At 61.9% G+C, this 12,652-nt stretch carries 11 protein-coding genes; 6 read left to right on the top strand and 5 right to left on the bottom strand.

The genetic code is table 11. From position 1 onward, the window contains the following. The first annotated feature begins 27 nt into the window (after window positions 1-27). From LJD17_RS03620 to LJD17_RS03605, 4 genes are read left to right on the top strand one after another with little or no spacing between them, the layout of a single operon-like run. Window positions 28-1,038 carry an ABC transporter permease subunit gene (locus LJD17_RS03620; protein ID WP_227382766.1) on the top strand — a complete coding sequence of 337 codons (1,011 nt, stop codon included), beginning with the start codon at window positions 28-30 and terminating at the stop codon, window positions 1,036-1,038. Beyond that, window positions 1,035-1,946, top strand: coding sequence for an ABC transporter permease subunit (locus LJD17_RS03615; RefSeq protein WP_227382765.1), 912 nt, complete (start codon window positions 1,035-1,037; stop codon window positions 1,944-1,946). Before LJD17_RS03620 ends, LJD17_RS03615 begins: the two co-directional genes overlap by 4 nt. 2 nt (window positions 1,947-1,948) lie before the next feature. After that, the gene (locus LJD17_RS03610; RefSeq protein ID WP_227382764.1) at window positions 1,949-2,965 is read left to right on the top strand and encodes an ABC transporter ATP-binding protein; all 1,017 of its coding nucleotides are present in this window, start codon (window positions 1,949-1,951) and stop codon (window positions 2,963-2,965) included. Then, a complete protein-coding gene (locus LJD17_RS03605; RefSeq protein ID WP_227382763.1) occupies window positions 2,962-3,942 on the top strand; it encodes a peptide ABC transporter ATP-binding protein in 981 nt (326 codons plus the stop codon). Before LJD17_RS03610 ends, LJD17_RS03605 begins: the two co-directional genes overlap by 4 nt. A 7-nt stretch (window positions 3,943-3,949) precedes the next feature. Here LJD17_RS03605 and LJD17_RS03600 read toward each other — a convergent pair whose 3' ends face one another. After that, entirely contained in the window at window positions 3,950-5,989 is a 2,040-nt protein-coding gene (locus LJD17_RS03600; protein ID WP_227382762.1) for an AI-2E family transporter, read from the bottom strand. A gap of 306 nt (window positions 5,990-6,295) precedes the next feature. Between LJD17_RS03600 and LJD17_RS03595 the strand changes: the two genes are divergently transcribed. Together LJD17_RS03595 and LJD17_RS03590 are read left to right on the top strand one after the other, a co-directional pair. Further along, entirely contained in the window at window positions 6,296-7,000 is a 705-nt protein-coding gene (locus tag LJD17_RS03595; RefSeq protein WP_227382761.1) for a dienelactone hydrolase family protein, read from the top strand. A gap of 46 nt (window positions 7,001-7,046) precedes the next feature. Then, window positions 7,047-9,128: a M3 family metallopeptidase gene (locus LJD17_RS03590; RefSeq protein ID WP_227382760.1), complete on the top strand. Its 2,082-nt coding sequence runs from the start codon at window positions 7,047-7,049 to the stop codon at window positions 9,126-9,128. Window positions 9,129-9,131: 3 nt separating this feature from the next. Here the strand turns inward: LJD17_RS03590 and LJD17_RS03585 are convergent, their stop codons facing one another. The 4 genes from LJD17_RS03585 to LJD17_RS03570 all read right to left on the bottom strand — a co-directional run bounded on the left by LJD17_RS03585 (window position 9,132) and on the right by LJD17_RS03570 (window position 12,553). Further along, window positions 9,132-9,314 (bottom strand): hypothetical protein, encoded by a 183-nt coding sequence (locus tag LJD17_RS03585; protein ID WP_227382759.1) that lies wholly within the window; start codon window positions 9,312-9,314, stop codon window positions 9,132-9,134. A gap of 73 nt (window positions 9,315-9,387) precedes the next feature. Then, the gene (locus LJD17_RS03580; protein WP_227382758.1) at window positions 9,388-10,404 is read right to left on the bottom strand and encodes an aldose epimerase family protein; all 1,017 of its coding nucleotides are present in this window, start codon (window positions 10,402-10,404) and stop codon (window positions 9,388-9,390) included. 3 nt (window positions 10,405-10,407) lie between these two features. Next, complete coding sequence (locus LJD17_RS03575) at window positions 10,408-11,286, bottom strand: SMP-30/gluconolactonase/LRE family protein (protein ID WP_227382757.1); 879 nt, start codon at window positions 11,284-11,286, stop codon at window positions 10,408-10,410. Window positions 11,287-11,368: 82 nt separating this feature from the next. After that, window positions 11,369-12,553, bottom strand: a complete 1,185-nt coding sequence (locus tag LJD17_RS03570; RefSeq protein WP_227382756.1) for an amidase — start codon at window positions 12,551-12,553, stop codon at window positions 11,369-11,371. Between the last annotated feature and the right edge of the window lie 99 nt (window positions 12,554-12,652).

The raw sequence follows: 12,652 nt of genomic DNA, 5'->3' as shown, positions 1-12,652 counted from the left end.
GCCGCTCCGCCTTTTTACATTCAAACGATGCTTCGATTCATCCTCACCCGCGTCAGCCTGATCATTCCGACCTTCATCGGCATCACGCTGCTCGCCTTCTTCCTTATCCGTCTCGTTCCGGGCGATCCGATCGAGACCATGGCTGGTGAGCGCGGCATTGATGCCGCCCGTCACGAGCAGTTGCGCAAGGAGTTCGGCTTCGACAAGCCGATCTTCGTTCAATACGGGGTCTATATCTCCCGCGTCCTGCAAGGCGATCTCGGCAAGTCTCTCGTGACCCAGGCGCCGGTCTGGTCCGAGTTCAAGGCTCTTTTCCCGGCCACCATGGAGCTGGCGATCTGCGCGATTCTCTTCGCGCTCGTCCTTGGCCTCCCGGCCGGCATGATCGCCGCGATCAGACGAAACTCGATTTTCGACCACGGGGTGATGGGCATCTCACTGGCCGGCTATTCCATGCCGATCTTCTGGTGGGGCCTCATCCTGATCCTGGTTTTTTCGGTTCAGCTTGACCTGACACCGGTCTCCGGCCGGATCGACGTCCTCTACTATATCGAGCCGGTCACGGGCTTTCTCCTCATCGACAGCCTTCTGTCGGGCGAAGAGGGAGCGTTCGCATCGGCGGTGGAACATCTCATTCTGCCGACCATCGTGCTCGGAACGGTGCCGCTTGCGGTGATTGCCCGCATGACCCGCTCCGCCATGCTGGAAGTGTTGGGCGAGGATTACATCCGGACGGCGAAGGCGAAGGGTTTGTCCCGTTACCGGATCATCGTCCTGCATGCCTTGAGGAATGCGCTTATTCCGGTCGTCACCGTCATCGGCCTGCAGGTCGGCGTGCTGTTCACGGGCGCGATCCTGACCGAGACGATCTTTTCGTGGCCCGGAGTCGGCAAGTGGCTGATCGACGCCATTTTCCGGCGCGACTATCCGGTTCTGCAAGGGGGAGCGCTCCTTCTCGGAATCGTCGTGATGAGCGTCAACCTGCTCGTCGATCTCGCATATGGCCTTATCAATCCGCGCATCAGGCATAACCGATGACCGCAGAAACCATGGAAGCTCCCGCCGTCGCCGTGGCGACGGCAACACCACCCCACCCCTTGCGGGAGTTCTGGGGCTATTTCAGCGCCAACAAGGGTGCGGTGGCAGGCCTGATCGTCATCATCCTCGTCGTGACGGTTGCTCTCCTCGCCGACGTGCTGGCTCCCCACTCACCCTATGTGACCGACACGTCCATCGCCCTGAAGCCCCCGTTCTGGCAGGAGGGCGGGAGCCTTGCCTTCCCTCTCGGGACGGATCCGATCGGCCGGGACATTCTCTCGCGCCTGATCTACGGGTCGCGCCTGTCATTGCTGATCGGTGTCGTCATCGTCTCGATCTCGATCGTGTTGGGAACCGTCCTGGGCCTTGTGGCGGGCTTTACCCGGGGCATGACCGAAATCTTCATCATGCGATTGATGGATATCGTTCTGACCTTGCCCAGCCTGCTTCTGGCCATCGTGATCGTTGCGGTTCTCGGCCCCGGCCTCGTCAATTCGATGCTGGCCGTCGCTCTCGTGATCCTGCCCCATTACGTGCGCCTCGCACGGGCGGCCGTCATCACCGAGACATCGAAGGATTATGTGACGGCGGCTCGGGTCAGCGGCGCCGGTACGCTGCGCCTCATGTTCAAGGAAGTGCTGCCCAACTGCACGGCGCCTTTGATCGTGCAAGCGTCGCTTGGCATCTCGACCGCGATTCTGGACGCCGCAGCGCTGGGGTTCCTTGGACTCGGCGCACAGCCCCCGGCTCCGGAATGGGGAACAATGCTGGCGGATGCGCGGGAATTCGTGCTGCGCGCCTGGTGGGTGGTGACGTTCCCGGGTCTCGCGATCCTCATCACAGTGCTGGCCTTCAACCTTCTGGGTGACGGCCTTCGTGACGCTCTTGATCCCAAACTGAAGCGCTGATCATGGCTCTGCTTGAAATTGAAAATCTATCGGTCGAGTTCCCGACCCAGGGCGGCATCATGCGCGCCGTGGATGGTGTCAGCCTCAAGCTTGAAGAAGGCGAGGTTCTCGGCGTCGTCGGCGAATCCGGCTCCGGAAAAAGCGTCACGATGCTGGCGCTCATGGGCCTTGTGCCATTTCCGGGCCGCGTGAGGGCGGACAAGCTCTCGTTCAATGGGCGGGATCTCCTGACGATTTCCGACCGCGAGCGCCGCAAGCTCACGGGCAAGGACGTCGCCATGATCTTCCAGGAGCCGACGACCAGTCTGAACCCGTGCTTCACGATCGGCTTCCAGCTCACCGAGACCCTTCGTCTGCACGAGGGTATGGACCGCAGGGCGGCACGCCGCCGCGCGATCGAACTTCTCGATCAGGTGGGCATTCCCTCCGCCGAAAGCCGCCTGTCGGCTTTTCCGCACCAGCTCTCGGGCGGCATGAACCAGCGTGTCATGATCGCCATGGCGATTGCATGCAATCCGAAGCTTCTGATCGCCGACGAGCCGACCACCGCTCTTGATGTGACCATCCAGGCGCAGATCCTGGATCTCCTCATCAATCTGCAAAAAGAGCGGAACATGGCACTGGTGATGATCACGCACGACATGGGCGTGATTGCCGAGACGGCCAAGCGCATCATGGTGATGTATGCCGGCCAGATCATGGAAGAACGAGCCGCCGAGGACCTGTTCGCCTCTCCGCAGCACCCCTATACGTCGGCGCTCCTTGCCGCCCTGCCGGAGAACAGCAAGGGTAGCCGCCTGTCCACGATCCCTGGCGTCGTGCCTGGACTTTATGATCGCCCGAAGGGCTGCCTGTTCAGCCCACGCTGCGCTTACGCGACCGAACATTCGCGCAGTGTGCGGCCGGAGCTTCGCCCCTGGGCGGGCGGTCAGATCCGCTGTCACTATCCGCTCGGAGACTCGAGCCGCACCGCTCGTATCAATGCCGATCATCCCCTTGATGCGGAGGCTGCGTCGTGAGCGCTCCTGTTGTCGAAGCCCATGATCTGAAACGCGTCTACGAGGTCAAGCGCGGCCTCTTCAAGGAACCGGGCCATCTGCAAGCCGTCGGTGGCGTTTCGTTTTCCATCGAGCCGGGAAAAACGCTGGCTGTTGTGGGCGAGTCCGGATGCGGCAAGTCCACACTGGCGCGCATGGTCACCCTCATCGAGAAGCCGACCGAAGGGACGCTGAACCTCGACGGCATGGACGCGATCCATCCGCCGGCGGGACGTACGAAGGATCTGCGCCGCACCGTGCAGCTCGTGTTCCAGAATCCCTATGGATCGCTCAATCCGCGCAAGAAGGTCGGAACGATCCTGGAAGAGCCCCTGGCCATCAACACCAACCTGTCGGCGGCCGAGAGAACGGAACGGGCGCGGGCGATGATGGCGAAGGTCGGTCTGCGCCCCGAGCACTACAGCCGCTATCCGCATATGTTTTCCGGCGGACAGCGTCAGCGCATCGCCATTGCGCGCGCCCTGATGCTCTCGCCGAAACTCGTGGTGGCCGACGAACCCGTTTCGGCTCTCGACGTGTCGATTCAGGCGCAAGTGCTCAACCTTCTCGCCGATCTGCAGCAGGAGATGGGGCTCGCTTACCTGTTCATTTCGCATGATCTGGGAGTCGTTCGCCATATCGCCGACGATGTGCTGGTGATGTATCTCGGCCATGCGGTCGAGCAGGGGCCGAAGGACCGTATCTACGATCGTCCTTTGCACCCCTACACGCAGGCGCTCCTGTCCTCCACGCCGGGCATATCGGGCCAGAAGCGGAAACGCATCGTTCTCAAAGGAGAGTTGCCGTCCCCGCTCAATCCGCCGAAGGGCTGCGTGTTCTCCACACGGTGTCCGTATGTGACGGATCGCTGCAAGGTCGAGCGTCCAGCTCTCAGACCTCTCGATGGTCGCCTGGTGGCCTGTCACTACGCCGAGAACTTCCTCAAGGCGGCTTCCTGAGAAGCCCTCACTCCGCAGGGAGCGGCAGGCGCTTCGTGTCCGCCGCTCCCTGAGCCATCGGCGATGTGACGGCGGCAGCGCCCTGCCCCTGAAGCCCTTTTTCCTCGCCCGTCGCGTTCTTGACGCACAGGATGACTGCCTCGCGCAGCGACGAGACATAGTAATCGGCACCCAGCGATGCTTGACGAGTCTGGTTGTTCAGCACGGCATCGTCCGTAGGCCACAATCCCACGAGGATCGGAATATCGGGCATCCGGTTACGCAGGCGCCGCAAAAGATAGCGCAGATGCGCCGGGGTACCGCCAATCTCCAGATAAGACAGGCAGATCATCCGCACATTGCTCGTGTCGAGCGTGATGATGCCCGACCGGGAAACCGCATCATAAGCAACGTTGCGCGTGCCCAGGCTGTGCTTGTTGAGAAGCTGCGCCAGCATTGAGGCCGCCGCCTCATCGAGGGGCCCACGTCCGGCGATGCACAGGACCGCACCCTCCGCGCGCCACTCCTCGGGAATCGCCGTGGCCATCGACGGAACCGGTGCGACCGCCGGTTCCTTGTTGGCGGGTTTTTCGCTTGCAGGAGAGGCGACCGGCTCGTCGGCGGTCTCCTTGCGCGGCGGCTCTGCATCGTCGTGCCCGTCGAGATCCTCTACCAGCGAACCGATCACGTCCTTGACCTGTTCGAGCTGATGCGTCGTCAGAACCCCGCGACTGGCATCGTTGGCGGCAAGTTGCAGTCCCTTGAGGGCGACCTCGTCGTAGTAGGACGTCAGAGAACGCTCCCGCAGCAGAACCTCGGCGGATTCGAGCGCCTCGTCAGGATCGCCCGCCAGCATGCGCTGATAGAGATTTTCGGCCGGGGTCAGGGCGGGCCTGTCACCCAGGATGACATCCAGAAACTCAAGCCGTTCCACGTGTCGTCCCAGCACAACGAGACAAAGCGTCAGAGGGGTTGCGATCAGAAGCCCGACCGGTCCCCAGATCCAAGTCCAGAAGATGGCGGAGAGAACCACCGCGAAGGGTGACAGCCCCGTGCTCTGGCCATAGACGACGGGCTCGATCACATGCCCCATCAGCGGCTCACCGAGCAGGAAGAGCGCGGCCGTCATCAGGGCCATGCTCCAGCCGGGGTCGACGGCGGCGGCCAGCATGATGGGAAACGCGGCGGCGATGAACGAGCCGATATAGGGAACGAACCGCATCAGGGCGGCGAAGACGCCCCAAAGCAGGGGACTTGGCACGCCGATGGCCCACAATCCGATGGAAACGAAGACCCCGAAGGACGTGTTGAGCCCCAGCTGAATCAGGAAATAGCGGCTGAGCCGCCGCGCCGCGTCATCCATGGCGATGGTGGTGCGGTGGAGATCGCTGGAGCCGAAAAGGCGGATCATGCGGTCCCGCAAGTCCTCTCGCTGGAGCAGAATGAAGATCAGCACCACGAATACTATGCCCGTCGTGGCCAGCGGCTGGAGCATCGGGAGCAGGAAGTTCCTGGCAAGCTCGACGGGGGTCGGTTCCGGCTGATGCACCTCTACCGGCAAAGGCCCCGTATTTTCGGCCTCTGCCGGGGCTGGAGACGGAACGGACGAAGCGGAAGCAGGCTTGTCCTCCGGCTTTTCCTGAACGGCCTTGTCGAATTCCCGCCCCATGTTCTTCAGGAGCGCGGGCAGGCGTCCCAGGGAGCCCTCCCGAAGCGAACCGACTTTTTCCTTGATGGTGTACTGATAGCGGGGAAGATCGCTCGCCAGGCCGGCAAGCTGAAAGCCGATCATCCCTCCTAAGGATAGGATGATGCCAAGGGCAACCACCACGGCAATGATAACGGACGGCACGCGGCCCAAGTGCCACCGGCGCATGATGTCGACAAAAGGCGCAAGCACAAACGCGAGCAGAATGGCCATGACGATCGGCAGGAAAACGTCCTGCCCGATATAAAGCGCCGCCAAAACCACGAGGCCGACGATCAGGGTCATCAGGCCGGATACGCCCGGCACGCTCGGAGGCGGAATCTCAGCCTGGGGAGGCGGGGGCGACGGGGCGGCGGACATAGGGCACAGATCTCCGGGCCGCGAAGGTCGTTCGGGCTGGTTCTATAACGCCCGACGGCCCGGAACGATCCTTGGCCGTTTTAGAACCCTTCTTACGGTCTTGGGACCTTTTGCCATCTGGCTTCGTCTTTATCCCACACCACCTTTCAAGGATCAGGTCCCCAAACCTCATCACCGAATCCGATGCCTCAGGACAGTTTTTTATCGCTTCCATCAAGGGCGGCAGTCACCAGACGTGCGCTCATGATGGGGGCAGCCTCTCTGGCAGCCTCGCCTGCCTTGGCCCAAAATGGAGAAGTCGCCTCAATGACGGTCAACGAATCGCGCCAGAGCTTTTCAAGCGGCGGAAAGGAGATCACGGTCGAGGTCTTCACCCCGACCCGAAAGGCACCGCGTCCGGGGATCGTCATGCTTCATGGCGCCGATGGCCTGGGCCATAACCGGCAATACCGCGATGGCGCGAGCGCCATCGCCGCGTCGGGATATCAGGTTCATTTGGTCCACTACCTCGACCGAACCGGCGAACGGCGGGCTTCCTTCGCCACCCTTTTCCAGAATTTTATGCCATGGACCGAGACGGTGCGGGATGCTTTGGCCTGGGTTTCCGGCCGCAGCGAAGTCGACCCGGGCAAGATTGGTCTTGTGGGAATTTCCCTAGGGGCAGCTCTCGGACTTGCGGTCGCAAGCGCCGATTCGCGCATCAAGGCCCTCATCAGCTTTTTCGGACCTCTGCCGCAAGGGGCTATCGGCTATGATGCCCGGCTGCCGCCCACTCTGATCCTGCACGGCGCCATGGATCCTATCGTGCCCGTGGCGAACGCCTATGCGATCGAGACCCTGCTTCGGCAGAAGGACGTTCCCCATGAACTCAAGGTCTATCCTGGCGAGGGGCACGGTTTTCATGGAAAAACCCAGCAGGATGCCACCCAGCATGCCTTGTCGTTCCTCCGGCGCTATCTCGATCCCGTCCCGGCGAAGTCGGAGGCAATGCCCCTTTCGACAGGGGAATGACATCGGTACAAGTGAATTCTGAAAGATTGCAGGAACAACGATCATCATGACCTCACCGGAAGCCGCTTCCCGCGAAAACCCTCTCCTTCAGCCGTGGAACACGCCGTTCGGCCTGCCACCATTCGAGAGTGTCACGCCGGAGCATTACCGCCCTGCTTTCGACGCGGCGCTTGCCGAGCAGAAGGCCGAAATCGCCGCTCTGGCGGAAAGTGCCGATTCCCCGACCTTCGCAAACACGATCGAGGCGATCGAACGCAGCGGCGCGACGCTCAAACGGGTCGGCGGCGTTTTCTTCAATCTTGCGGGCTCGCATACGAACGATGCCATTCAGGCCGTCGAACGTGAGATGGCGCCGCTCCTAGCAAAGCACCGCAACAGCATCTTCATGAACGAGGCTCTCTTCCGGCGCGTGGATGCGCTTTATCAAGACCGGGAGCGCCTTGATCTTTCTCCTGAGCAGCTGCGCGTGCTCGAGCGCTACCACACCATCTTCGTCCGGGCGGGAGCACGTCTCGGGTCCGAAGACAAGAAGCGCCTGTCCGAGATCACGGAGCGCCTGGCGGCGCTCGGCACGCAGTTTTCCCAAAACGTCCTGGCCGACGAGAAATCCTACCGGCTCGTTCTCGAAACCGAGGAAGATCTCGCCGGGCTGCCATCCTTCCTGAGAGAAGCCGCAGCCCAGGCTGCCGAGGATTCCGGGCTCTCGGGCAAGTACGTCATCACCCTGTCGCGCTCCAGCATCGAACCGTTCCTGCAATTCTCGAGCCGCCGCGACCTGCGGGAGCAGGCCTTCAAAGCCTGGGCGCAGCGAGGTGAAGGCGGAAACGCAACGGACAACACCGCCATCATTGCCGAAATGGTGAGCCTGCGTGCCGAACGCGCCAAGCTTCTCGGCTACAAGACCTTTGCCGATTTCAAGCTCGCCGACACCATGGCAAAGACACCCGATGCCGTGCTGTCGCTCCTTCAGGAAGTTTGGACTCCGGCTCGCCGCCGCGCCATGCAGGAGCGCGACGACCTCCAATCGCAGGCGCAGGCGCGGGGTGACAACATCGCGATCGAGCCCTGGGACTGGCGCTACTATGCGGAGCAGGTGCGTATCGCGAAACATGACCTCGACGAGGCTGCGATCAAGCCATATTTCCAGCTCGACCGTATCATCGAGGCTGCGTTCGATACGGCACATCGCCTTTTCGGTCTCGGCTTCGAAGAATTGAGCGACTTTCCGCGCTATCATCCTGACATCCGCGCCTGGAAAGTAACGGATACGGCCGGCGAGCTCGTAGGTCTCTTCATCGGTGACTACTTCGCCCGCTCTTCGAAGCGCAGCGGCGCGTGGATGAGCGCTTTCCGGTCTCAGGAGAAGCTCACGGCCGGGATCCGTCCCATCATCGTCAACGTCATGAATTTCTCGAAGGGAGGCCGAGGAGAGCCGACTCTTCTGAGTTTCGATGATGCAAGAACGCTGTTCCATGAGTTCGGCCATGCGCTGCACGGCCTTCTCTCCGACGTGACCTATCCGCTGCTGGCCGGAACGAGCGTTTCCACCGATTTCGTCGAATTGCCCTCACAGCTTTATGAGCACTGGCTGTCGCAGCCCGCGATCCTGCGCCGTTACGCGACACACTACAAAACCGGAGAACCCATTCCGGAAGACCTGCTTGCGCGTCTCATGGGCGCACGGAACTTCAACCAGGGCTTCGCGACCGTCGAATACCTGGCATCTGCGTTCGTGGATATCGACCTGCATCGACTCACCGACGCAAGCAATCTCGACGCAAAGGCTTTCGAGAAAGCCTCACTCGAGAAGATCGACATGCCGCGCGAGATCATCATGCGTCATCGCACGCCTCATTTCACGCATGTCTTCTCAGGCGACGGCTACTCGTCCGGATATTACAGCTACCTCTGGTCGGAAGTCCTGGACGCGGACGCCTTCAACGCGTTCGAGGAGACCGGGGATGCCTTTGATTCCGCGACGGCCGAACGCCTGAAGCGCTACATTTATTCCGCAGGAAACCTGCGCGATCCGGCGGAGGCTTACCGGGCATTCCGTGGGCGCCTTCCGACTCCGGAAGCGTTGCTGGTCAAGCGGGGCCTGGCGGCTCCCACCACAAGCGAGGCGTGAGGCTCAAAGGGCGGTGAGACAGTGAGGCCGCGCTTCGCGCGGCTTCGCTTCCCAGGCCGGCTTGCGATGGCCGAGAAAAGTCTTTTCGAAAGAAGCGCGTGCCGGGTTCGATTGGCGCAAGACGCCCTGCAGGAATTCCACTCCCTGCGGATCTGTTTTCAGGGCATTCGCGTCGAGCACCGGCATGTCGGCCTTCCCCTCACCTGTACCCGGAAGGGTACCTTACGGAAACAACGAGCCTTCAAACGGCAAAGTTCCCTCAGATGGAGGCGAATCGCAGCTCGCTGACCTGCCGGGAAACCAAACCAGGGGTCAGAATACAGGGGGGAAAATGGGCCTTATTAGGGCCATCCGGAAACCGTTGCGGCTCAAGGCAGAGCCCGGCATGGGGACCGTAATGAACTCCGTTCAGTCCCTCGACCGGCATGTCAAGCAGATGCCCGTCGTAAAACTGAACTCCCGGCTCCGTGGTCCAAAGCTCCATCGATAAGCCCGTATTGAGGGACTGCAGGGTCGCCGCATGGCGCAGCTCGCCGTTTGGTCCTCGCAGCACATAATTGGTATCGTAGGAGGTCCGCTCCTGGAGCAGCTGAGCGGCACCGATCGGACGCTGCGTGCGGAAATCGTAAGGCGACCCGATCACGCTTCGGATCTCTCCCGTGGGAATCAGATCGGGAAACGTGGGCGTGATGTAGTCCGCCGCGATCATGAGATGATGCGAGCAGATGTCGGGACTGCCGTCGAGATTGAAGTAACCGTGCGTCGTCAGGTTCACCGGCGTCGGCTGATCGCACGTTGCTTCAAGTGTGATCCGCACCGTCGCGCCAGCCAGCAAAGCATAGGTACAAACGGCAACGAGACGGCCGGGATAACCCATGTCGCCGTCCTCCGACACCAGAGCGAGCGTAACGCTGGATGGCTGCCGATCGATGAGAGTCCACAGGCGCGTGCCAAAGCCGCTCGATCCTCCGTGGAGCTGATTGCGCCCCTCGTTGGCGTCGACCTTGTATGTGGTTCCGTCGAGGGTGAACTGCGCTTGCCCGATGCGATTCGCGTAGCGCCCCACAATAGCCCCGAAATACGGAGAATGGGCCCGGTAATCCTCGAGGGTGTTGAGACCCAGAACGACGTGTTGCGGCCGCTGCCGCGTTGGAACCACCAGATCCCGAATGACGGCGCCCCACGTCAGCACCCGCATCTCGAGACCGTCCGGTCCCGTCAGGACGATTTCCGAGACCTCCTCGCCGTCAACGGCTCCGAAACGGCTGATCGTCATGACCTATCCTTCGAAGATGTTGGCCTGAAACCCGTGGGTTCCGGTCTCAACCACATAAAGATGGCCGGCCATCGGGTCCGTATGAGGATCGTGGCCGACGCTCGCGGTCGTGATGTAAAGGGTCGTCAGATCCGGCCCGCCGAAGACGCAATTGGTGACCTGAGCCGTGGGCACCGGGATGATCATTTCAGCCCGGCCTTCGGGGGTAAAACGCGTGATGCGCGATCCGCCCCAATGGCACACCCAGACATGTCCGCGATGGTCGACCGTCATGCCGTCGGGATGACCCCAGCCCTGCTCGAACCGAACAAAGACACGCGGCTCACCGAGCCGCCCCTGATTGAAGTCGAACGCGTAGATGATGCCCCGCGTCGTGTCCGTGGCGTAGAGCGTCCGTCCGTCAGGGCTGGAGGCCGGACCGTTGGTGACGATGATGCCCTCATGGAAACGTGTGAGCTCTTTTCCATCCCAGCGCCAGAAGGCGCCCGTCGGTGCCGTCTCCGCGTCGTGCATGGTTCCGAAGTAGATCGCCCCGTCCGGCCCGACATGCCCATCGTTGATGCGGTTCCCCGGCTGCTCGGGCTCGGGGGAGACAATCGGTGTCGACTGCCCGGTCTTCAGATCGAACCGCGCCAGTCCCGACTTGAACCCGGCGACGACCGTTTCAGGATCGCTGGTCAGAACCACGAAGCCGACCGGCTCCGGCGCCTGGATCCGCTGATGCTCGCCCGTGTCGGGGTTGTAGCGCCAGACGCCCGGATTCTTGATGTCGACCCAAAGAAGCGTACCGGTTCGGTGATCCCAGAGAGCACCCTCCCCCAAGGTGCAGGCGCTCGGGACGGCCACGTGGGGGATCTTCGAGTAGACAATCGGATGGCTCATGGATGCCCCTTTTTCACCTTTTCACAGAACCTCGTCTCTGCCCGTAACTCGGCCGAAGGGCTGCCGGTTCAAGCCCTGCGCATCAACCTTCGACAATCCCGGACGCCAGGGCCACGAGGCTGAGATCCGAACCTGCGGGGCCGATCAGGGATAGGCCGAGCGGTGCTCCATCTTTCGTGGCGAGCGGAAGCGAGACCTGCGGCAATCCGGACAGAACCGAAAGACACTGCAGATTCAGCGCCTTGTTTCGATAATCGTTCAAGGCCTCGTCGGTCTCCGTCAACAGAGGAGCCACATCCGGCATGGTCGGCAGAACAAGAATCCTGTCCGGGCCGAGCAACGCCTTGAAGCGCTCCCGGAAGGCCTTGCGGATGACCTGCGCCTCAGCCACCTGCCGGTCGGTGACGTCCTGCGCAAAAGCGAATCGGTCGGCGACCCCCGGGCCCAGCGGCGGCTTCAGGCGCTCGATCATGGGGCCATCGACAATCCAGGCTTCCCGAGACTGAATATAGCGCATCGCCCAATACAAGGCCGTGAAACCCTCGTTCGCCACATCGATCGCTTCTGCCGGTCCCAGCAACGCCTCGACCTTCCTGACGGCCGGTGCCAGCGCCTCACGCACGGAGCCGTCCAGAAGCCCGAAGGCATCTCCTGCCAGCATGAGCCGAGGGCGGACCGCAAGAGCTTGGCTGTCGGCTCCCAGCAGGACCTCCCCGACACGGAGGAAGGTCTCCCCATCTCGGGCGAAGTAGCCGCAGGTGTCGAACGAGGGGGCGAGATCATGGCAGCCTTCCAGGCTCACGCGACCATGAGTCGGACGAATCCCGAAAAGCCCGCAATGACTCGCAGGCGCCCGCACGGATCCGCCGGTATCGGTGCCAAGAGCGAAATCGCATAAACCGCTCGAAACGGCCGATGCGGAACCGGATGACGACCCACCTGGAATTCGGTCGGGCGCACGGCCGTTCACCGGCGTCCCGAAATGGGCATTCTTGCCGCTCATGGAAAAGGCAAGCTCATCCGTGATCGTCTTGCCGACAAATCGGGCGCCGGCATTGAGGAGCGCTCGTACAACCGGCGCCGTACGGGTCTTCAGCCCTGACATGGCCAGCATCTGCGGGGAGCCTGCGCCGGTCGGGTATCCGGCAACGTCGAACAGATCCTTCACCGCGAAGCTCAGGCCGGAAAGCGGCCCTGTCTCCGCATGAGGAACCTCGACGGACGGATAAGGCATAAAGGCGCGTGCGGGATCGTGACTGAGAAGCATGATATGGTTCGAAAAAGCCCAAGGGCACGGAAAGGGGAACCAGAGATTGGCACTGGCCTCCTGGACCTGGCAAGGAAGGAATTCTTTCCAGAAACGTGA

Source organism: Microvirga rosea (assembly GCF_020595095.1).
Taxonomy (GTDB): Bacteria; Pseudomonadota; Alphaproteobacteria; order Rhizobiales; family Beijerinckiaceae; genus Microvirga; species Microvirga rosea.
The sequence above is the reverse complement of the archived record's forward strand: the minus strand, read 5'-3'. Positions and strand labels throughout refer to the sequence as shown.